Annotated in this window: 25 protein-coding genes and 1 pseudogene; 7 read left to right on the forward strand and 19 right to left on the reverse strand. The window is 65.2% G+C overall.

Features of this window, described 5'->3' with window-relative positions; translation table 11 throughout:
* The 4 genes and pseudogenes from AC1DIN_RS24310 to AC1DIN_RS24325 form a co-directional block, all read right to left on the reverse strand.
* A pseudogene (locus AC1DIN_RS24310) lies at window positions 1-172 on the reverse strand (amino acid ABC transporter ATP-binding protein); the annotation flags it as partial.
* 35 nt (window positions 173-207) lie between these two features.
* A complete protein-coding gene (locus tag AC1DIN_RS24315; RefSeq protein ID WP_441472125.1) occupies window positions 208-1,587 on the reverse strand; it encodes an amino acid ABC transporter permease in 1,380 nt (459 codons plus the stop codon).
* Between the two features lie 10 nt (window positions 1,588-1,597).
* On the reverse strand, window positions 1,598-2,794 hold the full coding sequence (locus AC1DIN_RS24320) for an amino acid ABC transporter permease (protein ID WP_441472124.1): 1,197 nt from the start codon (window positions 2,792-2,794) through the stop codon (window positions 1,598-1,600).
* Between the two features lie 562 nt (window positions 2,795-3,356).
* Window positions 3,357-4,379 (reverse strand): amino acid ABC transporter substrate-binding protein, encoded by a 1,023-nt coding sequence (locus tag AC1DIN_RS24325; RefSeq protein ID WP_441472123.1) that lies wholly within the window; start codon window positions 4,377-4,379, stop codon window positions 3,357-3,359.
* A gap of 262 nt (window positions 4,380-4,641) precedes the next feature.
* Here AC1DIN_RS24325 and metC point away from each other — a divergent pair, with 262 nt between their 5' ends.
* Window positions 4,642-5,832, forward strand: a complete 1,191-nt coding sequence (gene metC / locus AC1DIN_RS24330) for a cystathionine beta-lyase (RefSeq protein WP_476811623.1) — start codon at window positions 4,642-4,644, stop codon at window positions 5,830-5,832.
* Window positions 5,833-5,968: 136 nt separating this feature from the next.
* Here the strand turns inward: metC and ppx are convergent, their stop codons facing one another.
* From ppx to AC1DIN_RS24355, 5 genes are all read right to left on the reverse strand, one after another.
* Window positions 5,969-7,543 carry an exopolyphosphatase gene (gene ppx / locus AC1DIN_RS24335; RefSeq protein ID WP_441472121.1) on the reverse strand — a complete coding sequence of 525 codons (1,575 nt, stop codon included), beginning with the start codon at window positions 7,541-7,543 and terminating at the stop codon, window positions 5,969-5,971.
* Window positions 7,479-9,674, reverse strand: coding sequence for an RNA degradosome polyphosphate kinase (locus AC1DIN_RS24340; protein WP_476811624.1), 2,196 nt, complete (start codon window positions 9,672-9,674; stop codon window positions 7,479-7,481). Before AC1DIN_RS24340 ends, ppx begins: the two co-directional genes overlap by 65 nt.
* 127 nt (window positions 9,675-9,801) lie before the next feature.
* Window positions 9,802-10,500 carry an HdaA/DnaA family protein gene (locus AC1DIN_RS24345; RefSeq protein ID WP_441472119.1) on the reverse strand — a complete coding sequence of 233 codons (699 nt, stop codon included), beginning with the start codon at window positions 10,498-10,500 and terminating at the stop codon, window positions 9,802-9,804.
* Between the two features lie 7 nt (window positions 10,501-10,507).
* Entirely contained in the window at window positions 10,508-11,617 is a 1,110-nt protein-coding gene (locus tag AC1DIN_RS24350; protein WP_476811625.1) for an AI-2E family transporter, read from the reverse strand.
* Between the two features lie 92 nt (window positions 11,618-11,709).
* Window positions 11,710-12,240 (reverse strand): CDP-alcohol phosphatidyltransferase family protein, encoded by a 531-nt coding sequence (locus tag AC1DIN_RS24355; RefSeq protein ID WP_476811626.1) that lies wholly within the window; start codon window positions 12,238-12,240, stop codon window positions 11,710-11,712.
* A gap of 143 nt (window positions 12,241-12,383) precedes the next feature.
* On the opposite strand from AC1DIN_RS24355, the gene purM reads away from it, so the two are divergent.
* Entirely contained in the window at window positions 12,384-13,457 is a 1,074-nt protein-coding gene (gene purM, locus AC1DIN_RS24360; RefSeq protein WP_476811627.1) for a phosphoribosylformylglycinamidine cyclo-ligase, read from the forward strand.
* Between the two features lie 56 nt (window positions 13,458-13,513).
* Window positions 13,514-14,068 (forward strand): phosphoribosylglycinamide formyltransferase, encoded by a 555-nt coding sequence (purN, locus tag AC1DIN_RS24365; RefSeq protein WP_441472129.1) that lies wholly within the window; start codon window positions 13,514-13,516, stop codon window positions 14,066-14,068.
* On the opposite strand, the gene AC1DIN_RS24370 is transcribed toward purN, so the two are convergent.
* From AC1DIN_RS24370 to AC1DIN_RS24380, 3 genes are all read right to left on the reverse strand, one after another.
* Entirely contained in the window at window positions 14,005-14,793 is a 789-nt protein-coding gene (locus tag AC1DIN_RS24370) for a helix-turn-helix transcriptional regulator (RefSeq protein WP_441472115.1), read from the reverse strand. The genes purN and AC1DIN_RS24370 overlap by 64 nt on opposite strands.
* Window positions 14,794-15,044: 251 nt before the next feature.
* The gene (locus AC1DIN_RS24375; protein WP_441472114.1) at window positions 15,045-15,407 is read right to left on the reverse strand and encodes a hypothetical protein; all 363 of its coding nucleotides are present in this window, start codon (window positions 15,405-15,407) and stop codon (window positions 15,045-15,047) included.
* Between the two features lie 86 nt (window positions 15,408-15,493).
* Window positions 15,494-15,694, reverse strand: coding sequence for a hypothetical protein (locus AC1DIN_RS24380; RefSeq protein WP_441472113.1), 201 nt, complete (start codon window positions 15,692-15,694; stop codon window positions 15,494-15,496).
* 283 nt (window positions 15,695-15,977) lie between these two features.
* Here AC1DIN_RS24380 and AC1DIN_RS24385 point away from each other — a divergent pair, with 283 nt between their 5' ends.
* Window positions 15,978-16,820 carry a MipA/OmpV family protein gene (locus AC1DIN_RS24385; RefSeq protein WP_441472112.1) on the forward strand — a complete coding sequence of 281 codons (843 nt, stop codon included), beginning with the start codon at window positions 15,978-15,980 and terminating at the stop codon, window positions 16,818-16,820.
* 115 nt (window positions 16,821-16,935) lie between these two features.
* On the opposite strand, the gene ndk is transcribed toward AC1DIN_RS24385, so the two are convergent.
* The 3 genes from ndk to AC1DIN_RS24400 form a co-directional block, all read right to left on the reverse strand.
* On the reverse strand, window positions 16,936-17,358 hold the full coding sequence (gene ndk / locus AC1DIN_RS24390; RefSeq protein WP_441472111.1) for a nucleoside-diphosphate kinase: 423 nt from the start codon (window positions 17,356-17,358) through the stop codon (window positions 16,936-16,938).
* Between the two features lie 92 nt (window positions 17,359-17,450).
* Window positions 17,451-17,720: a hypothetical protein gene (locus tag AC1DIN_RS24395; protein WP_476811628.1), complete on the reverse strand. Its 270-nt coding sequence runs from the start codon at window positions 17,718-17,720 to the stop codon at window positions 17,451-17,453.
* Between the two features lie 149 nt (window positions 17,721-17,869).
* Window positions 17,870-18,025: a hypothetical protein gene (locus AC1DIN_RS24400; protein WP_476811629.1), complete on the reverse strand. Its 156-nt coding sequence runs from the start codon at window positions 18,023-18,025 to the stop codon at window positions 17,870-17,872.
* Window positions 18,026-18,069: 44 nt separating this feature from the next.
* Here AC1DIN_RS24400 and AC1DIN_RS24405 point away from each other — a divergent pair, with 44 nt between their 5' ends.
* Window positions 18,070-18,456 (forward strand): DUF2147 domain-containing protein, encoded by a 387-nt coding sequence (locus AC1DIN_RS24405; protein WP_476811630.1) that lies wholly within the window; start codon window positions 18,070-18,072, stop codon window positions 18,454-18,456.
* 131 nt (window positions 18,457-18,587) lie between these two features.
* Here the strand turns inward: AC1DIN_RS24405 and AC1DIN_RS24410 are convergent, their stop codons facing one another.
* The 3 genes from AC1DIN_RS24410 to AC1DIN_RS24420 all read right to left on the reverse strand — a co-directional run bounded on the left by AC1DIN_RS24410 (window position 18,588) and on the right by AC1DIN_RS24420 (window position 20,460).
* The gene (locus tag AC1DIN_RS24410; protein ID WP_476811631.1) at window positions 18,588-19,295 is read right to left on the reverse strand and encodes a glutathione S-transferase N-terminal domain-containing protein; all 708 of its coding nucleotides are present in this window, start codon (window positions 19,293-19,295) and stop codon (window positions 18,588-18,590) included.
* 119 nt (window positions 19,296-19,414) lie between these two features.
* Window positions 19,415-19,909, reverse strand: a complete 495-nt coding sequence (locus AC1DIN_RS24415) for a GNAT family N-acetyltransferase (protein WP_441472107.1) — start codon at window positions 19,907-19,909, stop codon at window positions 19,415-19,417.
* 44 nt (window positions 19,910-19,953) lie between these two features.
* The gene (locus AC1DIN_RS24420) at window positions 19,954-20,460 is read right to left on the reverse strand and encodes a GNAT family N-acetyltransferase (protein ID WP_441472106.1); all 507 of its coding nucleotides are present in this window, start codon (window positions 20,458-20,460) and stop codon (window positions 19,954-19,956) included.
* Between the two features lie 701 nt (window positions 20,461-21,161).
* Here AC1DIN_RS24420 and AC1DIN_RS24425 point away from each other — a divergent pair.
* Window positions 21,162-22,472 carry an amidohydrolase family protein gene (locus AC1DIN_RS24425; protein WP_476811632.1) on the forward strand — a complete coding sequence of 437 codons (1,311 nt, stop codon included), beginning with the start codon at window positions 21,162-21,164 and terminating at the stop codon, window positions 22,470-22,472.
* A 42-nt stretch (window positions 22,473-22,514) separates the two neighbouring features.
* Here the strand turns inward: AC1DIN_RS24425 and gatB are convergent, their stop codons facing one another.
* On the reverse strand, window positions 22,515-23,996 hold the full coding sequence (gene gatB, locus AC1DIN_RS24430) for an Asp-tRNA(Asn)/Glu-tRNA(Gln) amidotransferase subunit GatB (RefSeq protein ID WP_476811633.1): 1,482 nt from the start codon (window positions 23,994-23,996) through the stop codon (window positions 22,515-22,517).
* A 275-nt stretch (window positions 23,997-24,271) separates the two neighbouring features.
* Here gatB and AC1DIN_RS24435 point away from each other — a divergent pair, with 275 nt between their 5' ends.
* Window positions 24,272-25,426, forward strand: a complete 1,155-nt coding sequence (locus AC1DIN_RS24435; protein WP_476811634.1) for an efflux RND transporter periplasmic adaptor subunit — start codon at window positions 24,272-24,274, stop codon at window positions 25,424-25,426.
* The last annotated feature ends 117 nt before the right edge of the window (window positions 25,427-25,543 follow it).

Consider the following 25,543-nt stretch of genomic DNA (forward strand, 5'->3'; position numbering starts at 1 on the left):
TGCCCGAACCGGACGGGCCGCAGATGACCAGCTTCTCGCCGCGCTGAACCTTGAGGTTGATGTCCCGCAACACGTGGAACTCGCCGTACCACTTGTTCACGCCGATCATCTCGACCGCCGTCGCCGTGTTCAACGAGGTCTGCTTCAGCGCCGCAGGCCGGGTATCCGTCATCTTGGTTTCTGCCATTGCCATGGTCGTCATCCCTCTCAACGTTTTTGGCCGGCGGCTAGGCGCTTCTCGACAGCTACCGAGTAGCGCGACATTCCCCAGCAGCAAAGAAAATAGAAGAGCGCGGCGAAAGCGTAGGCTGTCGACCGCGTAGTCGGCGTCGCCCAGGTGGGGTCGACGAGGGTCGCCTCGATCGTGCGCAGGAAATCGAAGATGCCGACGATGGTGACCAGCGTCGTATCCTTGAACAGCCCGATGAAGGTGTTGACGATGCCGGGGATCACGATCCGCAGCGCCTGCGGCAGGATGATCAGACGCATCATCTGCCAGTAGCCGAGGCCGAGCGACATCGCGCCCTCGTACTGGCCCTTCGGGATCGCCTGCAGGCCGCCGCGCACCACCTCCGCCATGTAGGCGGCGGCGAAGAGCGCGACGCCGATCAACGGCCGAAGCAGCCGGTCCGGCGACCATTCCTGCGGCACGAAGAGCGGCAGCATGGTGTTGGCCATGAACAGCACGGTGATGAGCGGTACGCCACGGACGAACTCGATGAAGATCACCGAGAGCAGCTGGATGGCGGGCAGGCGCGAGCGGCGCCCCAGCGCCAGCAGCACGCCGAGCGGCAGCGAGAAGACGATACCGACCGCGGAGATCAGGAACGTCACCGTCATGCCGCCCCAGAGCCCGGTGTCGACACGGGGCAACCCGACCTTATCGGCCAACACCGCCAGCAGGCCGAAGACGACCAGCGCGATCAGGATCAGGCGCTTGGGCCGATAGAAGCGCTGCCAGGCCGGCATCTCCTGTTCGACAGCCAACTGCGCCTCGCCAAGCCAGAATTTGGCCAGCGAGGGCACGAAGGACAGGACCAGATAAAGCACCGCCAGCGCGAAGCTGAGCAGGATCAGGAAGCGCAGGAAGCTCTCGGCCCGAGCCCCGCCCAGTAGCAGGATGAAGGCGCTCGCCGGCAGGATGATGAAGAAGAAGAAGACGCCTATCTTCTTCAGCGGCGCCTTGGTCCAGAGCATCCAGACCACGCCAAGCGCGAACATCGCGAAGACGATGTTGACCCGCCAGCGCTCCACCACCGGATAGGACCCGTATATGAAGTACTGGAAACGGTCGGCGATATAGGCCCAGCAGGCACCGACCGGCCGGCCGACCTTGTCGGCGAGGCAAGCCTCGCGATGCTCTCCGGTCCAGACTGCGTCGAGGAAGTAGAAGCGGACCAGACCCGGCACCGCGTCAAACACGAGATAGGCGCAGAGCAGGGTCAGGATCGCATTGAGCGGGCTGGAAAACAGGTTGGTCCTGATCCAGGCCCAGGGGCCGGCCACGGAGAGGGGCGCAGGCTCCTGCTGCAACGTCTCCTTGCGGACGAAGGCGTAAGGGGCGTTTTCGATCGTTGCGTCGGTCATCGATCCGCCCTCACCGTTCGACCAGCGCCATGCGCCGGTTGTAGAGGTTCATGAAGAACGACGTCACCAGCGAGATCGTCAGGTAGACCGCCATGGTGATGGCGACGACCTCGACCGCCTGGCCGGTCTGGTTCAGAACCGTGCCGGTGAACACCTGGACGAGATCGGGATAGCCGATCGCCACGGCCAGAGACGAGTTCTTGGTCAGGTTGAGGTATTGCGAGGTCAGCGGCGGGATGATGACGCGCATCGCCTGCGGGATGACGACGAGCTTCAGCGTCGGGCCGGAGCGCAGGCCGAGCGCATGGGCGGCCTCGGACTGCCCCTTCGAAACCGCCAGGATGCCGGCGCGCACGACCTCGGCGATGAAGCCGCCGGTATAGGTCGAGAGGCCGATCAGCAGCGCCACGAACTCAGGAAAGATCTGCATGCCGCCGGTGAGGTTGAACCGACCCTGCTGCGGATAGTCGAAGGAGAGCGGCCGACCCGTGATGAAGAAGACCAGAAGCGGCAGCCCGATGATCAGCGCGAGCGCGACCCAGCCGTTATGGTACTGCTTGCCCGTCTGCATCTGCTGGCGACGCGACCAGATGAAGAAAGCGATCGCCGCCACGACGCCGACGATGAAGGCGATGACGACCGCCTCGAAAGCCGGCGCAAATTGCGGGCTCGGCAGGATGATGCCGCGATTGTTGAGATAGATGCTGCCGGGCAGCGCGATCGAGTTGCGGGCGTCCGGCAAAGGCTTCAGCACCGCGTTGTACCAGAAGAAGAGCTGGAGCAGCAGCGGGATGTTCCGGATGACCTCGACATAGATCATAGCCAGCTTGGCGACGATCCAGTTGTTCGAGAGCCGCGCCACGCCGACGGCGAAGCCGATGAAGGTGGCGAGGACGATGCCGAGGGCGGCGACGAGCAGCGTGTTGAGCAGGCCGACCAGAAAGGCCTGACCATAGGTCGAGCCGCCCTGGGCCGAGAACGGGATCAGCTTCTGATTGATGTCGAAGCCGGCGGCGTTGTGCCAGAAGCCGAAACCCGAGGCGATCTTCTGCGCACGCAGATTTTCGATGGCATTGGATGCGGCCGACCAGATCAGGAAGCCGACCACCCCGACCAGCAGGATCTGATAGACGTAGCCGCGGATCCTGGGGTCGTAGAACAACGACGCCTTGCCGGGTGATACCGTTTGGTCGGGAATGCTCGACACTTGTCACGCCCCTTTTGCTTCGCTTGTGGCGGCCGGCGATCCTTCGGCTGTGCGGTTGCGCCGAGGTCGTCCTGTTGTCCGTGCCGCTTTTTCTGTGAGCTTCTTGCCGGAAGGGCGCGCCATGCGGGCCCTTCCGGCGTTCACGGACCCGACGCGATACCGACGCCGACAGCTGCCGCTCTGGCGGCAGTGATGCTCTCTGTCTTCATGCCGTTCCCCTGTTCGGAGCGGGTTCGTCCCGCTCTCCCCGATTGAACAAATCTTGAGCAGCAAATGCTGATACGGCAAGCCCTGCTGAAGCAAAACCCCGATCAGCAAATCCCGGACCAACCGCGCCAACCACCATCCGGCGCCGATTTTGAATCTCTGCGCGCCGGAAACCACCGCGTCAACGAACAATCCCGTCAATGCGCTGTGGCGCTTCGCAATCCGTTGGATTGCCCTGATCCACGGCGAATACAGCAACGCCGCGAAACGCTTCGAGAGCGGCTCGCGGCGCGGGCGGCAGCTTCAGGCCGCGGAACAAACGGGGCACCGGTCTAGCCGGCGCCCCGCGAATGCATCAGCGAACCGGCGGAGCGTATTGCAGGCCGCCCTTGGTCCAGAGCGCGTTCTGACCGCGGGCGATCTTGAGCAGCGAACCCTGGCCGACGTTGCGCTCGAACGATTCGCCGTAGTTGCCGACGTGCTTGACGATGCGGACGACCCAATCCGGCGTCAGGCCAACCTGCTCGCCGAACTTGCCCTCGGTGCCGAGCAGGCGCTTGATCTCGGGGTTATCCGACTTGAGCTGCTGTTCGACATTCGCCTGGGTCACGCCCAGCTCCTCGGCGTTCAGCATGGCGAAGCCGACCCACTTCACCAGGTTGAACCACTGCGGGTCGTTATTGCGGACGGACGGGCCGAGCGGCTCCTTGGAGATGATCTCCGGCAGGACGATGTGGTCGTCCGGGTTCGTCAGCTTCAGGCGCTCGGCGTAGAGGCCGGACGCATCGGTGGTGAAGGCGTCGCAGCGGCCGGCGTCATAGGCCTTCACCGTCTCGTCGGACGTCGCGAAGGCCACGACCTCATACTTCAGGTTGTTGGCGCGGAAGTAGTCGGCGAGGTTGAGCTCGGTGGTGGTGCCCTGCTGGGTGCAGACAGAAGCGCCCGAGAGCTGCAGGGCCGAGTTCACGCCGAGCTTCTTGCGGACCATGAAGCCCTGGCCGTCATAGTAGTTGACGCCGGTGAAGAGCAGGCCGAGCGAGGCGTCGCGCGTCATCGTCCAGGTCGAGTTGCGCACCAGCACGTCAATCTCGCTCGACTGGAGCGCGGTGAAGCGGTCCTTGGCCGAAAGCGGGATGAACTTGACCTTGTTCGGGTCGTTGAAGATCGTCGCCGCGATCGCGCGGCAGAGATCGACGTCGAGTCCCTTCCAGTTGCCCTGCGCATCGGGCACGCCAAAGCCGGCGAGGCCGGTGTTCGAGCCGCAATTCAGGATACCGCGTTGCTTGACCTGCGCGAGCGTCGCCTGGGCCGAAGCCGCGGTTGCGGAAATCGCCAGGCCGATTCCTGCCGCAAGAGCGGCGGCTACAAACTTTTTCATCGGTACTCTCCCATTGAAGCCACGTTTCCGGCTTGCGCCGAACGCCATCCTGGTCTCGCCGCCGGCAGCTTTCCGCTGCTCGATTATCTTTGCGTTTGGTGCGGCGCCCCCGTTGCCGAGTCGATTGCCAGAGTGCCCCATGAGCGTCAAGCAACCGCCACCCGCCCCCGGCGCCCCTTGTTCACCGCATGCATCACATGCGAGTTTGTGGGGTGTGGTCAAGCCCGGCTGCATTTTTCCGCTTCCGAGACCTGCCGTTTCCATGAAAAAGCTGTCTTCGCCTGAATTTGCGCGCCTCGGCGAGCGGACGCGCCTCGTGCTGGCCGGACGCGACCCGGCCGATAGCTACGGCTTTGTCAATCCGCCTATCGTACGAGGCTCGACGGTCGTTTATCCCAACACCGAAGACTTCCTGGTCCGCAAGGCGCGCTACACCTATGGCACCGACGGCAATCCGACGCTCGACGCGCTGATCGCGGCCGCCAACACGATCGAGGGCGGTGCCGGCGTGGTCGTCACGCCATCGGGGTTGATGGCCTGCACGCTCGCCTTCCTGACCATGCTCTCCGCCGGGGACCACGTGCTGGTGACGGACAGCGTCTACCGCCCGACTCGCATCTTCTGCGATACCTTCCTGAAGCGGATGGGGATCGAGACCACCTATTACGACCCGCTGATCGGCGGCGACATCGTCAAACTGTTCAAGCCGAACACGAAGGCCGTCTGGACCGAGGCGCCGGGGTCCCAGACCTTCGAAATGCAGGATATCCCGGCCATCGTCGCGGCCGCGCATGAACACGACATCCCGGTCGCGCTGGACAACACCTGGGCGACACCGCTGTTCTTCGACGCCCACAAATTCGGTGTCGACTACTCGGTGCAGGCCGGCACCAAATACTACGCGGCCCATTCCGACGTGCTGATCGGCACCATCTCGGCGCGGACGCCGGAGCAGTTCAGGAAGCTGCGCGCAGCCTGGAATCAGCTCGGGCTGATCGTGGCGCCGGAGGATGCCTTCCTGACGCTGCGTGGCATGCGGACGATGGCCGTGCGCCTCAAGGAGCAGATGCCAGCGGGCATCGCCATGGCCGAATGGCTGCGCGAACGCCCCGAGGTCGCCCGCGTCCTCCACCCCGCCCTTCCGGGCGCGCCCGGCCACGAGATCTGGAAGCGCGACTTCACCGGCGCCTCCTCGCTCTTCACCATCGAGCTGAAACCCGTCTCGATGAAGGCTGTCGGCGCGATGCTCGACGGCCTGACCCTGTTCGGCATCGGCGCCTCCTGGGGCGGTTATGAGAGCCTCGTCCTGCCCTTCGACTGCAAGGACTACCGGACGGCGACCAAGCCCGATTTCAAGGGACCGACGATCCGCCTCCATATCGGCCTCGAAGATATCGAGGACCTGAAAGCCGATCTCGACGCCGGCTTCGCGCGCTTGCGCGCGGCGAGCTGAGCGAGGACCGGGCCCCTTCCACCGCCGTTCTCGGGCGAAGCGAAGCGCAGACCCGAGAATCCCCCGCAGGATGGGAGGCCTTTTCTGCAAGAGATGCTCGGACCAAGCCCGAGCATGACGCGCCGGACAAGCTGCTTCAGACCCGGCCGATCTCGAAGTCGCGCCCGAGCAGCTTGGCGAGCTGCTTGAGCCGGCCTTCCACGCGCTCGCTCGCCAGGGAAGCGAGATCCCCAGGAAAGCGCAGGACCAGGCGGTTGTCGACGCAGGTGGCCGGGATGCGCGGCAGGATGCCGGCCATGCCGGCAGACAAAAGATAGGCGACGCGGAAGATCGCGGCGATCAGCGTCGCACGCGCCAGGAGCGCCGGCTGAAGCAGGGTCTTCAAGCCTTCGGCAGCCGGCGAGCTGGCCTTTAGACCGGCATAGCGATGGAAGATCGTCATCGCCAGGAAGGCCCGCCCGACATGGTCGATGCCTGTGAAATAGGCATGGGCGATGACGTTCATGCTCTGCTCGCCGCGATAATCCGGATGGGCGCGCCAGCCGATGTCGGAGAGAAGGCAGACGGTCTCGATCAGGCGCCCCGAAGGCTCGTCCTGCACCAACCCGGCGGTTTCGAGAATGCCGTGGACCCAGGCGATCAGGTCAGCGGCGTGACGCGGATCGCGGGCACGCAGGAGATTGTAGTCGCGCGCGGCCTGCAGCAGCGGGTCTGCGGTCTGTTCCCGCGGCGAGAGCTGCTCATGCAGCAGCCCTTCGCGCACGCCCTGCGCCGAGATGACGATGTTGCGCGGCTTGCCGCGCTTGATCAGCTCGTCCAGCACCAGCGCGCCATAGGCGAGCAGCGGCCGACGCGCCGAGGAGACGGAATCGATGGCGTCGAGCACCGAGGCGTCGGCCCGCTCGACCAGCTTTACAAAATCGGAGGCATCCTTCGGCGGGATCGCATAGGCATGCATCACGTTGAGCGGGTAGTTCGCGCGGCGCTGATGCAGCGTCGCGAGCGCGCGCCAGGTCCCGCCGACGGCGAAGAAATCGCGCCCCTTCATCGCGGCGAGCTGCGGCAGCTTGTCGAGCTCGTCCTTCACGATCTTCTCGGCCGCGCGGATCGAGCCCTTCGAGCGATCGAGCAACGCGAGGCCCCCGAGCGGGACGCTGGCGCCCTTCCCCACAGCGCCGTTCTTGACAGAAATCAGCTCCAGGCTGCCGCCGCCGAGATCGCCCACGACACCGTCCGGAGAATCGAAACCCGAGATCACGCCGAGGCCCGAGAGAATCGCCTCGCGGCCGCCGGAAATCAGCTCGATCGGCTGGCCTATCGCCTCTTCGGCGCGGGCGATGAAGTCCGGCCCGTTCTCGGCATAGCGTGCGGCGGCCGTGGCGATGACGCGGAGCTCGCCGACATGCATGGCTTCGCAGAGGATGCGAAAGCGGATCAGCGCCAGGATCGCCTTCTCGATGGCGTCCTGCGCCAACCGGCCGGTCGTGGCGACCTGCCGGCCGAGGCCGGCCATCTCCTTCTCGTTGAAGACCTGCGATGGCGCCCGCGCCAGCATCTCGTAGACGACGAGGCGGACCGAGTTCGAACCGATGTCGACGATGGCGATGGTGTCGGCGAGCGCAAGCCGCCCCGGCGCGTGCCGGAGCTCAGGCTTTACGGCCTCCCCGGCGCGAGAGGGAGCGGGGACTTGAATTCGAGAGCGATTTTCCACGTCCGGACAGACTCGGGTTCGTCATGAAGTACTTATGCGCGTTGAACGGCTCTTCGTTCGGCGCAGGGACAATGCGGCGCGAGCCGCCATCGGGCAATATCGTCCAGCTCTGCTCGTTGTCGAGCAGGTTGGCCAACATGATCTGATCAAGCAACTGCTGATGCACGGTCGGATTGAGGATCGGCGTCAGGGCCTCGACGCGGCGATCGAGGTTGCGCGGCATCAGGTCGGCCGACGAGATGTAGACCTTGGCCTTGGGCGAAGGCATGCCGTGGCCGGCCCCGAAGGCATAGACGCGGGTGTGCTCGAGGAAGCGGCCGATGATCGATTTGACCCGGATATTGTCCGAGAGGCCGGGCACGCCCGGCCGCAGGCAGCAGATGCCGCGCACGACGAAGTCGATCTCGACGCCGGCCTGGCTGGCGTCATAGAGGGCGTCGATGATCTCGGGATCGACCAGCGAATTGCACTTGCCCCAGATCGCGCCCTTGCGGCCGGCCTTCACATGGGCGACTTCCTCGGCGATGTCATCGAGCAGGCGCTGCTTGAGGCTTGTCGGCGAGACGGCCATGCGCTCCAGCCCGGCCGGCTCGGCATAGCCGGTGATGAAGTTGAAGATTCGCGCGACGTCCTGCGCGATCACCGGGTCGGCGGTGAAGAAAGAGACGTCGGTGTAGATGCGGGCCGTGATCGGATGGTAGTTGCCGGTCGCGATATGGCAATAGCTGACGAGCTGGCCGGCCTCGCGCCGCACCACCAATGACAGCTTGGCGTGGGTCTTGAGCTCGATGAAGCCGTAGACGACCTGGACGCCGGCGCGCTCCATCTCCTTCGCCCAGCGGATGTTCGCCTCTTCGTCGAAGCGCGCCTTCAGCTCGACCAGCGCCGTCACCGACTTGCCGGCCTCGGCAGCTTCCGTCAGCGCCTTGACGATCGGCGAATTCGCCGAGGTGCGGTAGAGCGTCTGCTTGATCGCGACGACATTGGGATCGCGCGCCGCCTGCTGCAGGAACTGCACGACGACGTCGAAGCTCTCATAGGGGTGATGGACGAGCAGGTCCTTCTGGCGGATCGCGCCGAAGCAATCGCCGCCATGCTCGCGGATGCGCTCGGGGAAGCGGGCGTTGTAGGGCTTGAACTTCAGGTCCGACCGGTCGACGCCCACAAGCTGCGAGAGCTCGTTCAGGCCGATCATGCCGTTGACTTCGACGATCTCGTCGGCATCGACCTTAAGCTCGCGCACGATGAGCCGGCGCAGATGCGCGGGCATGCCGGTCGAGAGCTCGAGCCGGATGACGACGCCGAGCCGGCGCTGCTTCAGCATGGTCTCGAAGACGCGGACGAGGTCCTCCGCCTCCTCTTCGATGTCGAGATCGGAGTCCCGGATGACGCGGAAGGAGCCGGTGCCCTTGACCTCGTAGCCGGGGAAAAGCTTGCTGATGAAGAGCGAAACCGCGTCCTCAAGCGTGATGAAGCGATGCAGCCCCTCCCGGGCGAGATCGGGCAGTTCGATGAAGCGGTCGACCTTGGTCGGCACCCGGATCAGCGCGTCGAGTTGGCGCCCGTCGTTCTTGCGCTCCAGCGCCAGCGCGATGGTGAAGCCGAGATTGGGGATGAACGGGAAGGGATGCGCCGGGTCGATCGCCAGCGGCGTCAGCACCGGGAAGACGTAATTGAGGAAATAGTCTTCCAGCCAGATCCGGTCCTGCGAGCCGATGTCGCCCGGCTGCAGCAGGTGGATGCGATTCTCATGCAGATCGTGGCGAAGCTCCGCCCAGCGCGCCTGCTGGTCGTCGGTGAGGGCCGAAACCGCCTCGCCTATCGCGGCGAGCTGCTCGGCCGGGGTGAGACCGTCCTGGCTCGGCGTGACCACGCCGGCCTTGAGCTGCTCGCGCAAGCCGGAGACGCGGACCATGAAGAACTCGTCGAGATTGTTCGCCGAGATCGACAGGAAGCGCAGCTGCTCCAGCAGCGGGTGGCTGCGATTCGAGGCCTCCTCCATGACGCGGCGATTGAACTGCAGCCAGGACAGCTCGCGGTTCATGAAGCGCTCGGTCTGCCGGCGCAGCGGCGCCGCATCAGCCTCGCCGGAGAGCTTCTCCAGCTCGTCGGTCACGGTCTCGAGAGTCATGCGCTTCACCCGTGTCCTGATCGTCTTTCCGCTCATGGCGCCGTTGAAGCCATTCTAGCGTGACGTTTCGATGACGGGCGACATGATTTCGTATGACAGCATGGCCGCTCTGCAAGCACGCGCTCTCTCACGCGGGCTCCTCGGGAAACAATTCCGACAGCACTTCCTGCACAAGCGGGCGCGTGACGCGCCGACCGCGCTCCAGCGCGACGCGATCGAGACGGTCCACCACCTGCCGCGCGGCGGCGAAGGAGCGCTCCATCCTGAGCGCCAGCGCCTCGATGACGGCCGTGTCGACCACGAGCTGGCGGTCGATGAAGAGCTTGACGAGGAGCGCCCGCAGCAGCCCGTCATCGGGCGGCTCGATCGTGGCGCCCGGTGCGAGCCGCAGCCGCGACAGCAGGTCCGGCACCCGCAGGCCCCAGCGGTCGGGTTCGGTGCGCGCCGTCAACAGCAGATGCCCCCCGCGTGCCTTCATCGCGTTCATCAGATGAAAGAGCGCGGCCTCGTCGAACGGCCCGGCGTCGCAATCCTCGACCACCAGGGCGCCGCCGGAGACAAGGTGCGGGACCTTTGCCTCGCTCAGCTCCGTGGCCTGAATCGTCCAGGCATGGGCGGCGCGGGCCCAGATCGCGGCAAGGTGGGTCTTGCCGGCACCTTCGGGCCCGGTCAGCCGCAGCCAGGCGTCAGGCCATTGCGGCCAGCGTTCGATCAGTCCGTAGGCCGCCTCGTTGGAGGGGCCGACCAGAAAATCCTCGACGCCGTGGCGGCTGTCGACGGGCAGGTCGAGGGCGAGCTGGCGCGGACGTGGTGGCACGTCGGACATGATCGGCTCAAAGCTCGGCGTCGGCACGCGCCTTCGCCGAGGCGGAACGCCTGGCGCCGATGCCATGGTAGAGATTGCTGGCGAGATATTGCCGCAGCGCGAAGCGGCAGAGCACGCCGATAACGGCCGCAAGCGGCACCGCCAGCAGCAGGCCGACGAAGCCGAACAGCGAGCCGAATGCAAGCAGCGCGAACATCAGCCAGACCGGATGCACGCCGATCGAATCGCCGACGAACTTGGGCTGGAAGATGTTTCCTTCGAGGAATTGGCCGGCGAGGAAGACGCCGAGCGTCGCCAGCGGCCAGGTCCAGTCAGGCCAGAACTGCACGATCGCCACGCCGACCGAGAGCACGAGCCCGGTCAGCGAGCCGACATAGGGGATGAAAGACAGGAAACCGCTGATGATGCCGATCAGCGCGCCGAAATTGACGCCGATGATGCTCAATCCGATCGCGTAGAAGGTGCCGAGCAGCAAGCAGACGAGAGCCTGGCCGCGCAGGAAGCCGGCAATCGCCATGTCCATCTCGTGCAGGAGACCGCGGATGGTGTCGCGGTGATCGAGCGGCAGCCAGCTGTCGACCGTCGCGACCATCCGGTCCCAGTCGACCAGGAGATAAAAGGCGATGACCGGCGTCAGCACGAGCAGCGAGAACACGCCGACGATGGCGGTGCCGCCGCTCCAGAGAGACTTCAGCAGGCCGCCGACCCATTGCGTCGCCTGACCGACGAGGTTCCCCAGCGAGTTCTGCGCCTCCTGCTGCAGGTTGCCGCCGCCGAAACGCTCCAGCCAGGGGAATCCTTTCTCCATCGCGAGTGCCTGCAGCTTCGCGGCGTCGGAAGGCAGCCTGTCGACCAGCCCGGCGAGCTGCCGCCCCAGCAACGGCGCCAGCAGCACGAGCCCCAGCACGAAAATAATCAGGAAGATGACGAGGATGACGATGGTCGCCGTCAGCCGGTTCATGCCCATCCGCTCCAGCCTGTCGGCCAGCGGATCGAGGAGATAGGCGAGCGCGAGCGCCGCGATGAACGGCAGCAGGACGTCGCGCAAGAGCACGAGCAGGAGAACGAAGACCAGGAGGGAACCCAGCCAAAAGCCGATCTGGCGCTGCAACGTCATGGATCAGCCTCTTTCGCCTATCCGACCAGCGGAATGGGACAAATGTGCACGGAAAGCCGCAGTTCCAAGCGCCGGCCGCATGTAAAACTTCGTCAGCCCGCCATGTGGCGGAGCCAGAAGGCGAGATAGGCCGTCATCGAGGCGAGCGTCAACAGAGCGACGATGAACTCCGCCGCCGCGGCAGCCCACCCGAGATCGATGCCGAAGGCGCGCGAGCCCAGCGCCAACGCTGCAAAAGCAATCTGCGCTGCGGTGTTGAGCTTGCTGACGACAAAAGGCGCGATCGTCACCGGCCGCCCCATCAGCCAGGAGAGGATCACGGCCGCCACGATCATGAGGTCGCGCGCCACGACCAGGATGACGAGCCAGGCGGGCACCACACCGACGACCGCGAGCGTGACATAGATCGAGACGATCAGCGCCTTGTCGGCGATCGGATCGAGATAGGCGCCAAGCTCGCTCGCCATGCCGCAGCGCTTGGCGAGGAAGCCGTCGATCGCATCCGAGACTCCGGCCACCACAAAAAGAATGAAGGCGATATCCCAGCGCGCATTGACGATCATGACGATCACCAGCGGCACCAGGAACAACCGGCCGACGGTGATCAGATTGGGGATCGTCATCCAAAACGCCCGAGCGCATCTCGACAGAAGAAGACGCTAAGATCGCCGACAGTGGATCGGCAAGAGCGAAAACGCCGATACGCCTTGCAAGGCGCGGCGCGCTTGCCTATCGCTCGCGCGAGCACAAAGGAAGGCAAAATCCAATGAGCAAGCCCGGCGCAAACGGACTGACCTATGCGCAGGCGGGTGTCGACATCGACGCCGGCAACGCCATGGTCGACGAGATCAAGCCGCTGGTGCGCGCCACGCGCCGGCCGGGCGCCGACGCCGAGATCGGCGGCTTCGGCGGATTGTTCGACCTCAAGGCCGCCGGCTTCAGCGACCCGATCCTGGTCGCCGCCAATGACGGCGTCGGCACCAAGGTGAAGATCGCGATCGAGAGCGGACTGCACTCGACGATCGGCATCGACCTCGTCGCGATGTGCGTCAACGACCTCATCGTCCAGGGCGCCGAGCCCCTGCTCTTCCTCGACTACTATGCCACCGGCAAGCTCGACCCGAAGGTCGGCGTCGAGATCGTGCGCGGCATCGCCGATGGCTGCCGCCAGGCCGGCTGCGCGCTGATCGGCGGCGAGACCGCCGAGATGCCCGGGATGTACGCCGAGAAGGATTACGACCTCGCCGGCTTCGCGGTCGGCGCGGCCGAACGCGGCACGCTGCTGCCGCGCGAGGACCTGAAGCCTGGCGACGTGGTGTTCGGCCTGCCTTCCTCCGGCGTGCACTCCAACGGCTATTCGCTGGTGCGCCGCATCGTGGCGCTGAGCGGGCTGGGCTGGGGAGCCCCTGCTCCCTTCGCTCCGGACAAGAGCCTCGCGGAGGCGCTTCTGGAGCCGACCCGCATCTATGTGAAGCCGCTGCTGCAGGCGCTCAAGGCGACTGATGGAATCAAGGCACTGGCGCACATCACCGGCGGCGGCTTCCCTGACAACATCCCGCGCGTGCTGCCGGAGGGACTCGGCGTCGCGCTCGATCTGCCGGCGATCCCGGTTCCGCCCGTCTTCGGCTGGCTTGCCAAGGTCGGCGGCGTCGCCGAGCGCGAGATGCTGCGCACGTTCAACTGCGGCATCGGCATGATCGTCGCGGCGCAGGCCGATAAGGCCGATGAGGTTCTCGCCGCTCTGGAAGCGGCCGGCGAGGTCCCCGTGAGGCTCGGCGAAATCGTCCCGGTCGCGGCCGGCGAGGAGCAGGTCAGCTACCGCGGCAAGCTCTCGCTGTGAGCACGGCCAACGCCCGCAAGCGCGTCGGGGTGCTGATCTCCGGGCGCGGCTCCAATATGGTCTCGCTGGCAGAAGCGGCGCAGGCGCCCGGCTACCCGGCCGAGATCGCGCTCGTCATCTCCAATATCCCCGACGTCGCAGGGCTCGACCGGGCGCGAGGCTTCGGCATCGCCACCGCGACGATCGACCATCGCTCCTTCGGTAGGGATCGCGAGGCGTTCGAGCGCGCGGTGGACGAGCTCCTGCGCGTCAACCAGATCGATCTGGTCGTCCTCGCCGGCTTCATGCGCATCCTGACGCCGTGGTTCGTAAAGCGCTGGGAAGGGCGGATGATCAACATCCACCCGTCGCTGCTGCCGCTGTTCAAGGGCACGCATACACATCGGCAAGCCCTTGAAGCCGGCGTCAGCGAGCATGGCTGTTCGGTGCATTTCGTCGTGCCGGAGCTCGACGCCGGACCGGTGATCCTGCAGGCGAAGGTGCCTGTCCTGCCCGGCGACGACGAGGAGACGCTGTCCAAGCGCGTCCTCGTCGAGGAGCACAAACTCTATCCGGCGGCGCTGGCGGAGGTTGCCTCCGGTCGTGCCAGGCTGGCCGGCGACCGGGCCTGATCCTCCCCACCCTCTCGCTTGCAGCGCTCCCACTCCTCGCGCGCCCTCTCCTCCTCCTTCTGCCAACGGCGGAAGAGGTCGGCACGACGGGCGGGATAGCGCTCTTCCAGCGCTATGAGGCCGGTCATGCGGTCGGTGCGGAAATGGCGGAATGCCTGCCGGAGCTCGCACCAGGCAATGACGATGCGCACGCGCTCGTAGAAGGTCATGCCGATCGGCCAGATCATGCGCTGTGTCGCGTGGCCGCTCTCGTCGCTGTAGTGGATCGAGAGCTTGCGGCCATTGCGGATGGCGGCACGCACGGCGGCGACGTCAACCTGATCGACCGGCACGTCGCCGGGATAGGACGCCGCGAACAGCGCACCATCGAGCAGGATCGGCCGCAGATGCGGCGGCAGCACGGCGGCGACCTTGCTGACCACATCCTCGGCAGCGCGTGCAAGCACAGGATCGGCGCGCTCGCTCAGCCAGCGCATGCCGACCAGCACGGCCTCGATCTCGTCGGGCGAGAGCATCAGCGGCGGCAGGTCGAACCCGGCGTCGAGCACATAGCCGATGCCAGCCTCGCCGCGCACGGGAACGCCCTGTCGCACCAGCGCGCCGATGTCGCGATAGACCGTGCGCACGGACACATCGAGCTCGGAGGCCAGCGTCTCGGCGGTCACGGGGCGCCTGCGGCGACGCAGGCTTTGAATCATGTCGAGCAATCGTTCGGCGCGCTGCACGGCGTCGTCTCCCTACCCGGCCTCGTAGCTGAGGCACCATGGCCCAGCTGGGGTGACAGCTTCTGTCAGGAGCGTGTCAGCAGCAAGGCTGGAGACGGAACGAGCGCCGAACGGGGAACCGGCCGTCATGCTCGGGCTTGCCCCGAGCATCTCTCATCGGACGAGGCTCCCGCGCCTCCTTCAGATCGAGATTCTCGGGTCTGCGCTTCGCTTCGCCCGAGAATGACGCCTCTAGAGGGTCGGACCGCCGTTCAGAACGGCCGCTTGAGCTTGCACTGGTCGATGAAACGCAGGCCCTTCTCGCGGGCCGAGTCGTTGAAATAGCCGGTGTCCCTGAACGCCTGGATCTCGTCCTTGGTCATGGCGTTGACCGTGCCCTTGGCGTAGCAGCTGCACGGGGTATGCACGGCTTCGCGCGTCGTGCCGAGGAGCTGCGACTGCGTGATCAGGCAGGCGTCGAAGGCGCGCAGCTGGATCATGTAAGGGGTGAGGTTCTTCGCGGTCGGGTCCGGCGGCGGCAGCGCCGTCGAGCTGCTTGCGGCATAGGCCGAGACGCTCGCCAGGATCGACAGTCCACCGGCCAGCACGACCGCACCCATCCGCCGCATCATCATGATTTCGCCTGCCCTTCGAGAACGGGGCACATCGCGATCACCATGCTGCGCCCACGTTTCGGCATGGCCATAGAGCTAGGTCAGCGTCAAGAGGACGCGCGGTCTCTTACTGCGGTTTTCAAGGATAGTGCTTCCGCTGTGACGTTTTCCGACTGGCTGTCGCCGGTAACCGACCGGACACCGGGTTCGATTCCGAACCCGGGCTCGTCGATGACCGGAGCCCGGTCCGCCAGCTCGAGAAAGATGGCGGCGCAAAGCAGCCAGACGATCGCCACTTCCATAATCATCGCCGCCTCCTGCGCCCCCGCCGGCCGGAGTCTTCCGGCCCACAAGCGCACTCTGGCGACCATCGATTAACGACCGGTTCCCGGCCTCGTGCCGTGAAAGCGCCACCGCCCGGCCGCAGGGGGCTCACGGGGACCAGACTGGCAAAAAGAAAGCCGACCTTGATCCAACACGTTGATATTCCTGCGATAACGAAAAACTCACCTTAACCGTGCATTAATCCCCTTCCCTCAGATTGCCCTCATTCAATCGATCGGACGCGCCGTCGCGTCGGAGTTCTGGACTATGCGTTGCGTTGCGTATCTGGCTGGTCTGGCGACCTGCCTCTCCCTCTCGCTGCCCGGCAGTGCCCAGGCGCAGTCGAGCGACTACTCGACCCTCACCTCACCCCAGCCGGCCCAGAACTGGTACCTGACGCTCGGCGCCGGCGTGCGCTATCAGCCGGACTACACCGGCTCGGATGATTATATCTTCCGCGTCCGGCCGATCATCTCGCTCGGCAAGGGCCTGAAGAGCACCTGGTGGAGCGCCGAAGACGATGCGATGCTCAGCATCGGCTTCTTCTCCGGACAGGGCTGGCGCATCGGCTTCTCCGGCGATCTGCTTTGGAAGCGCAGCGCCAAGGTCAATCCGGCGCTCGTCGCCATGCCGGAAACCAAATTCGGCGCCGAAGCCGGCGGCTTCGTCGAGTTCTATCCGACCTCCTGGCTGCGCGCCCGCGCCGATCTGCGCCGCGGCATCGTCGCCCATGACGGCGTCGTCGCCGATCTCAAGCTCGACGCCTTCTCCAATCTCGGCCCCTGGACCCTCGGCGTCGGCCCGCGCATGCGGATCGCCTCGGCCGACTATGTGCGGACCTATTTCGGCACCTATGGCGCGATGCCCGGCACCGGCGGCTTCCTGCAGCGCTTCAATGCCGGCGTCCACACCGTCGGCGCCCTGGCGCAGCTGACCTATCACTGGTCCGATCAGCTCCAGACCACCGCCTATGTCGAGTACAAGCACCTCGTCGGCGACGCCGCACGCTCTCCGATCGTCAGGCCGTTCGGCTCGCGCGACTCGATCACCATCGGCCTTTCGGCGAGCTACTCCTTCGATACCGGGTCGAACTACTCCTTCGGGCTCTGAGAAGCCGCAAGCCACGGCAGGGCTTGCTCCGGCCATGGCTGGCGGATCCAAAAGAAAAGGGCGGACCGGGAGACCGGTCCGCCCTGCTGCTTTTCAGCTCAGCTTGCGGCTGGGATCAGCCGACGATCTCGTTACCCGAGAAGAACTGGGCGATCTCGACAGCCGCAGTCTCCGGCGCATCCGAGCCGTGCACGGTGTTCTCGCCGACCGACAGGGCGAAGAGCTTGCGGATGGTGCCCTCGGCGGCGTTCGCCGGGTTGGTGGCGCCCATCACGTCGCGATAAGCCGCGATGGCATTCTCGCCTTCCAGCACCTGCACGACGACCGGGCCGGAGGTCATGAACTCGACGAGCTCGCCGAAGAAGGGGCGCGCCGAGTGGACCGCATAGAAGGTTTCGGCCTGAGCCTTGGTCATCTGGATGCGCTTCTGCGCGACGATGCGCAGGCCGGCCTTCTCGATGACAGCGTTGACCGCGCCGGTGAGGTTGCGCTTCGTCGCGTCGGGCTTGAGAATGGAGAAGGTACGCTGGACAGCCATCGAATGATCCTTGGATGCGGTGCAAAAAGGGGAATGCGGCGCGCTTATAGCCGCCGCCTCMCTGCCCCACAAGGCTCGTGGCCGCGCTGTTCTCAGTGCCGCGTCAGGAAGGCACGAGCCTCGCGCAGCGCTTCGGCGATCTGATCGCGGCTCATCTCCCGCGCCAGCTCCTGGCGGTGCGGCGCCGCCCGGGCACAGCCGCGGGCAAAGGCGACGTTGAACCATTTCTGCGCCACGACGACATCGACGGCTCCTGCCCGCCCCGAAGCATGCATCAGGCCGAGTTCGTAGTAGGCCTCGGCCGAAACCTCCGCCGGGATCACCAACGAAGCGGGGACTGCGCTCATCTCCATGCGTGCCATGACACCACCCTCTTGTCGTTGTGCCGACCACCCGTCCAAGGCCTCGGCGATGAGTGCGAGAGTGAGCCCGACCTTTAAAATGCGAGCTAAATTTTGCGATGAATCGAGTCTCAACGAGACGTAATCGCCTGGTTAAAGCAACCAAGGATTCACTTCATAATCCCGAAAATAGAAGCGATTTCAACGATCCGGTAGATCAGCTTCGCACCCGTCGTTGAGATTGGATTCACCTTGCGCACGGGAAACGCGGGCAGCCTCTTCCCTCGCGACAGCTTGAGCGACGCCGAAACGTCGATATAGTTCATATCTGAACCATGCAGGCATAGCTGGTCGGATAAGGGAGGATCGGATGAATCACGGGACCGGATCGAAACTCGCAGCCCTGGCCGCGCTCGGCATGCTTGCGGGCATCACGACGGCACGCGCCCAGGAGGTCGTCGGCGTCTGGGAGCGGGATACGGGTGCTTCGCGCGTGCGCTTCAGCAAATGCGGCGAAGCGCTCTGCGGCTCGCTCTCCTGGCTCAAGGACCAGAACGGGCCGGCCAAGGTCGGCCAGCGCATCTTCTACGACATGAAGCCGAACGGCGAGAACAAGTGGAGCGGCAGCGCCTTCAACCCGGAGGACGGCAAGACCTATTCCGGCACGATGACGCTCACCGGCAGTTCGCTGACCACGGCCGGCTGCGTCATGGGCGGGCTGATCTGCCGCTCGGTGAAGTGGAATCGGGCGAACTGAGTTCTGCCGTCATGCTCGCCCTTGTGTCGAGCATCCACGCTTGAACGCTGCTTTCGATCTGCCGAGACGTTGATGGCCGGGACAAGCCCGACCATGACGCCTTCGCTTCAACGAAAGGATCGCGCTTCGCCTTAGCGCGCCCTCTGGCCGAAGAGGATCGCCTTTTCTTCGGGGGTGCTGATGCCCGCGGGGTTCCGCAGCTCCTCCGCGGCTTTCAGCCCGCGCTGGACGGCCGGGCGCGCCTGCATCGTTTCCAGCCAGCGTGCGACATTCGGGAACTGCTTGAGATCCTGGCCCTGCTTCTCCCAGCCGCGCGCCCAGCCGATGCAGGCCATGTCGGCGATGGAGTATTCGCCGCAGATGTAATCGCGGCCTTCGAGGCGCTTGTTGAGCACGCCATAGAGGCGGTTGGCCTCGTTGGTGTAGCGCTCGATCGCGTAGGGAATCTTTTCCGGCGCATAGATGCGGAAATGATGGGTCTGGCCGAGCATGGGGCCGAAACCACCCATCTGCCAGAACAGCCATTCATCGACCGCGACACGGGCGCGCTCGTCCTTCGGATAGAACCTGCCGGTCTTGCGACCGAGATACTGCAGGATGGCGCCTGACTCGAAGACGGAGATAGGCTTGCCGTCCGGCCCGTCGGGATCGACGATCGCCGGCATGCGGTTGTTCGGGGAGATCGCGAGGAATTCCGGCTTGAACTGGTCGCCCTTGCCGATGTTCACGGGAACGATGTTGTAGGGCAGCCCGCATTCCTCGAGCATGATGGTGATCTTCCAGCCGTTCGGCGTCGGCCAGTAATAGAGGTCGATCGGGTTAGCGGGCGCTTCGGACATCAGTCTCTTCCTTCCTGGCGTAAGGCCTCGGCCGGAACTTAAGCAGCCCACCGAACGGCAGGAAGTGCCGCGAGCCCGCCTGCAGCGCGACCTCGCCATGCCGTGACGGCGGGCGTCGTTCAGGGCGAGACGACCTTCTTGAAGCCCTCATGGCTCTGATCGAAGCCGAGGTTGCGATAGAAGCGATGGGCGTCGACACGGGACTTGTGCGAGCTGAGCTCGATCAGGCCGACGCGGTTTTCCGCTGCGAAGGCGAGCGCATGCTTGATCATCAAAGCGCCGATGCCGAGGCTGCGGCTCTCGGGCGCGACATGAACGCTCTCGATCTTGCCACGCTTGCGTCCACGCGAAATCAGCCCGGGGATCAGTGTGACCTGGAAGGTACCGACCACCGCGCCCGCTCTTTCGGCGACGAAGAGCTCACTGTCCTTGCTGGCATCGACCTCGGCGAAGGCCTCTGCATAGCCGGGATTCTGCGCCTCGGCTCTGATTTCCTCCGGCGTCATCGTCTGTGTGGGGGCGCCAAGCATCATCAGCTCGACGATACGGGCCACATCGCCCGCCCTGGCGCGGCGAATGGTGATTTCGGTGGCGGAGACGGGCGTGCGGGTCATCGCTTCGGCTTTCGGCTCGGGCAGTGGTGATGGCGGGGACAGGGTCACTCGGCGAAGAGCCGCTTCGCCATCAGCAGCGTGTTCGGGGTATCCTCCCGCCCGTCGAAGCGGGCCTGGCGTTGCAGGAAGAAACCCATGCGCTCGTAGAAGGCGATCGCCGGCTCGTTCTGGCTTTCGACCTCCAGCCGCGCCACGGGCGCCTTCGGGAAGCAGGCGAGCGCGACCTGCAGCAATGTCCTCCCGATGCCGACGCCTTGCCAGGTCGGCAGGACATAGAGCCGCGTCAGGAGGGCGGCACCATCGCGTTCCTGCCGGGCCGAGGCGGTGGCGACGATCTCCTCGCCGATCAACGCGACGAGGAATATTCCCTCGTCGCGGCCGAGTTGGCTGCGCAGGTTCTCCAGCGAATGCCAGGCATTGGTGATCTCGGCGACGCGCTGCCAGCCATAAATGCCATCATAGGTGGCATGCCAGGTCTCGACCAAAAGCGCCCTCACGGCCGGAACATCGGCGGCTTCGGCGTCGCGGATGACGAGACCTGCGGGCGTCACGGGGCATTCCTTCGCAGACGCGCTCGGCCTTCCCGCCATGTCGCGGGAATCGCCTGCGCCGCGGGAGCCTAGAGCATCGCGAGAAGACGTGCGAACCGGCTTTTTCGCATCGGCACGGACTGAGTGTCGACGAGCAATCGCGCTCTTCGCATTCGGACGCCCCCGCCCTCGAACAGCAACAGGCGGAGATCCCGCTCGAGCATCCCGATCGCATAGGTCAGACGGCGGACTGCACACGCGACAGGCGACGCGCGGCCGCGGAGAAGCCACCTGGCTCGACGACGGCGAGAATGCCCGGTTCTGATCGAGGATGCGAGCGCGTCCATGACGCAATCCAATTCTTGATCGATTTCACAAGATCGTCAGTTGCTCGGAAGGCCCCGCAACACTAGCCCCTCCACGCAAGAATGACGGGCTATAAATGGTCGACAAGCCCGCGGAAACGGGCGGGGACGGCCAGCCGGATATCCGACGCCGGGAGGGCGCAGAGGAGGGAAACAGCAACAGGCCAAATGGCCATGAGGGGATTTCGCAATATGAAGCTGACGAGACGCACATTCACCCGGGGGCTGACCCTCGGGGCTTTGACCTGCACCGAGATCGTATCGCCTGCCATCATCGGGTCCGCCCGAGCGCAAAGCATCTCCTCAAACCGGCCGGATATCCGGCGCGGCACGTACCTCATCCGCAACGGCGCGGTAATGACCGTCGACCCCGCGCTCGGCACGCTGCCGAAAGGAGACGTCCTGGTCCGTGAGGGCGTCATCGAAAGGATCGGCCAGGGGCTCGAGGCACCCGGAGCCGAGATCATCGAAGCCAGCGATATGATCGTGATGCCCGGCCTGATCGATACGCATTACCACATGTGGAGCGCGCTCGGTCGCAACTTTCCGGGTGACAACGGCTTCAGCTACTTTCCCGCGAAGAACGCCATTTCTCCGCACCTCTCGCCGCAGGACGGCTACAACAGCGTCATGCTCGGGCTGGTCGAGCTCGCCAACAACGGCGTCACGACGGTCCATAACTGGTCGAACAATACCCGCTCGGCCGCTCATGCCGATGCCGAGCTGACGGCACATCGCGACTCGCTGCTTCGGGCGCGCTTCGCCTACGGGCACCCCGATCTGCTGGATGCCAGCAAGCCCTTCGCCTATGACGATATCCTGCGCACGCGGGACAAGTGGTTCGGCGCCGGCTCACAGATGGACGGGCTCGTCCATTTCGCGGTCAACCTGCGCGGAATGGGTCCGAGCAAGCCCGAGACCTTCCACGAAGAGATGCAATGGGTGCTGAAGAACGGCCTGCGCGTAGCCACCCATGCCGGCCAATCGCCGCCGAACCTCAACAATGCCGCCGATTTCGAGCAGCGCGGCTATCTCGGGCCCAACTTCCTCTTCTGCCATTATGTGCCCGGCACCGAGGCGGATTTCGAAGTCCTGGCGCGGACGAAAACGCCTCTCAGCTTTGCGACGATATCGGAAATGCGGCTGGGGCGCGCCGGTGACTACCGCGCTGCTCTCATGCTCATGCGCAAGGCCGGCGTGATGCTGTCGCTCTCGGTCGACGCGAGCCTGATCGGCACGCCGAACATGTTCGAGATCATGCGCATGACCTGGAATCTCGGCGTTCCCTGGCAGGGCACGCCATCGGCCGGCCAGAAGCCGATCGAATTCGCCGAGGTGATCCGGATGGCCACGATCAACGGCGCGACCAGCCTCGGCCTGGGCGATGTCACGGGCTCACTGACCCCCGGGAAGCGGGCCGACATCATCCTGCTGCGGGCGAACGACCTCAACATGGCGCCGCTCGGCCAGATCGAGACCACGGTGGTGCAATCGGCCGATCCATCCAATGTCGATACGGTCATGGTCGACGGACGCATCGTCAAGCGCGCCGGGCGCCTGGTGGGCTATGACGTTGCCAAGATCGTCGCAGACGCGAAGGACTCCGCCCGCAAGCTGCGCAAGCAGGCCGGCGGCGTCCTGCTGCAGACATGCCCGGATTGCGGCTGATCGGGAAAGGCGGGAGCGCCTTAGGGCGCTCCCGCATGCGGCTCACTCGATTCCGAGCTTCCTCTTCAGGATCTCGTTCAGTGCCTGCGGGTTGGCCTTGCCGCCCGAGGCCTTCATCGCCTGACCGACGAACCAGCCGAGCATGGTCGGCTTGGCCTTGACCTGCTCGACCTTGTCGGGATTGGCGGCGATCAGGTCGTCCACCGCCTTCTCGATGGCGCCGGTGTCCGTGACCTGCTTCATGCCGCGGGCCTCGACGATCGCACGCGGATCGCCCCCCTCGGTCCAGAGAATCTCGAACAGATCCTTGGCGATGCGCCCCGAGATCACGCCCTCTCCGATCAGGTCGACGAGGCCGCCGAGCTGGGCGGCCGAGACCGGCGAGGTCGTGATGTCCTTGCCTTCCTTGTTGAGGCGGCCGAACAGCTCGTTGATGACCCAGTTGGCCGCAGCCTTGCCGTCGCGGCCCTTGGCCACCGCCTCGAAATAATCGGCCTGGTCACGCTCGGCGACGAGCACCGAGGCATCATAGGGCGAGAGCCCGTAGGTCGCGATGAAGCGGGCCTTCTTGGCATCCGGCAACTCCGGCAGCGCGCCCTTCAGGCTCTCGACGAAGGCATCGTCGAATTCGAGCGGCAGCAGGTCCGGGTCTGGGAAGTAGCGGTAGTCGTGCGCCTCCTCCTTGGAGCGCATAGAGCGCGTCTCACCCTTGCCGGGATCGTAGAGGCGCGTCTCCTGGTCGATGGTGCCGCCATCCTCGATGATGCCGATCTGGCGGCGCGCCTCGGTCTCGACCGCCTGGCCGATGAAGCGGATCGAGTTGACGTTCTTGATCTCGCAGCGCGTGCCGAGAGCGTCGCCGGGCTTGCGCACCGAGACGTTCACGTCGGCGCGCAGATTGCCCTTCTCCATGTCGCCGTCACAGGTGCCGAGATAGCGCAGGATGGTGCGCAGCTTCGAGACATAGGCCTTCGCCTCTTCCGATGAACGCAGGTCAGGCTTCGAGACGATCTCCATCAGCGCCACGCCCGAGCGGTTGAGATCGACGAAACTCATCGTCGGATGCTGGTCGTGGATCGACTTGCCGGCATCCTGCTCCAGGTGCAGCCGCTCGATGCCGACGGTGATCTGCTCGGTGGGCGAGAGATCGACGACGATCTCGCCCTCGCCCACGATCGGGCTCTTGTACTGGCTGATCTGGTAGCCCTGCGGCAGGTCGGGGTAGAAATAGTTCTTGCGGTCGAAGACCGAGCGGTTGTTGATCTGCGCGTTCAGGCCAAGGCCGGTGCGCACCGCCTGGCGAACGCATTCGGCGTTGATCACGGGCAGCATGCCGGGCATGGCAGCATCGACGAGGCTGACATGCTCGTTCGGCTCGGCGCCGAAACCGGTCGAGGCGCCGGAGAACAGCTTGGCGTTGGAGGTGACCTGGGCATGGATTTCCATGCCGATCACAACTTCCCAATCACCAGTCGCGCCCTTGATCAGCTTCTTCGGGTCGGCGGGGCGGGCATGCACGTTCATCTGTGGTCTTCCGGCTGAAATGGTCGCCTACGCGTTACGATGTCGGCGGCCTTGCGGCAAGCATCCGTTGCCTCGCATGGCCGCCCTGAAACCCCGCGGCATGGTGCAGCGCCGTTGCGCTCCTGCAACCAGATGGCGGGAATATGGCTTATCTGGCGCAATATCGCATTTCTTGACGGGTGATGGATCTTGACATTCGTCAGCCATCATCCCTTTTAGCGCCAAAGGTCGCAAAACCGGCTATGGTTGCGCCGCCTGTCATTCGGAGTTCCGTCATGTCACGCAGCCGTTTCATCGGCCTGGTGCTTACCTCTATTGCTACGTCGACTGTCCTCACCACGTTCGACGTCGCTGCCCAGGGAGCTCCGCCGGCCCCTCCGGTTCAGGTCGCGACCCCTCTCGCCAAGCGCATCACCAACTGGGACGAGTTCACCGGCCGCTTCGAAGCGAGCGAGCAGGTCGAGGTCCGCGCCCGCGTGTCCGGCTTCATCGACAGCGTGCACTTCCCTGACGGCTCGCTCGTCCAGAAGGGCGATCTGCTCTTTACCATCGATCAGCGGCCTTACAAACTGGCCGTCGACGTGGCCCGCGCCGACGTCACCCGCGCCAAGGCCCAGGTCGAGCTCTCGCAGAACGAGGTCGATCGCGCCGAGGGCCTGACCCAGAACCGCACCATCACGGCCCGCGACGTCGACCAGCGCCGCGCCAACCTCAACAGTGCGGTCGGATCGCTTCAGGGCGCCGAGGCCAATCTCAAGAACGCCGAGCTCAACCTCGAATGGACGGAGGTGCGCGCGCCGCTGGCCGGCCGCATCTCGAACCGCCGCGTCGACCCGGGCAACCTGATCGCCGGCGGCCAGTCGGGCGCGACATTGCTGACGACCATCGTCGCGGTCTCGCCGATCTACTTCACCTTCGACGTCTCGGAGGCCGACTTCCTGCGCTACTCCCGCATGGCCAGCCTGCGCGACGGCTCGGGCAAGGATGCCGGCGTCCCGGTCGAAGTGAAGCTGTCGGACGAAACCAAATGGGGCCGCCGCGGCAAGGTCAACTTCGTCGACAACGCCGTGAACGCGCGTTCGGCCACGATCCGCGGCCGCGCCGTCTTCGACAACAAGGACCAGTTCCTGACGCCCGGCGTGTTCGGCCGCCTGCGCTTCTTCGCCGGTGAATCCGATGCGCTGCTCGTGCCCGACACCGTGATCGCCTCGGACCAGGCCAACAAGATCGTGCTGACTGTCGGCCCCGAGAACAAGGTCGTGCCGAAATCGGTCGTGCTCGGACCGATCAGCGAGGGCCTCAGGGTGATCCGTTCCGGCCTGTCGACCGAGGACAAGGTCATCGTCGGCGGCAACGCCAATCCGATGGTCCGTCCGGGCGTCGCGGTGACGCCGCAGCCGGGCGAGATCAAGGTCGCGACGACGAACTGAATGCCTCCCGCGCCGACTTTCCCGAAAGCCGGCGCCCGCTTCTGGCGCCTCAACCACGCCCGACATTGAAACACGGGCGCCACCGGGCGCCCGCCCGCCTTTATCCGGACAGGACAT

Source organism: Allobosea sp. 05T438, assembly GCF_056396025.1.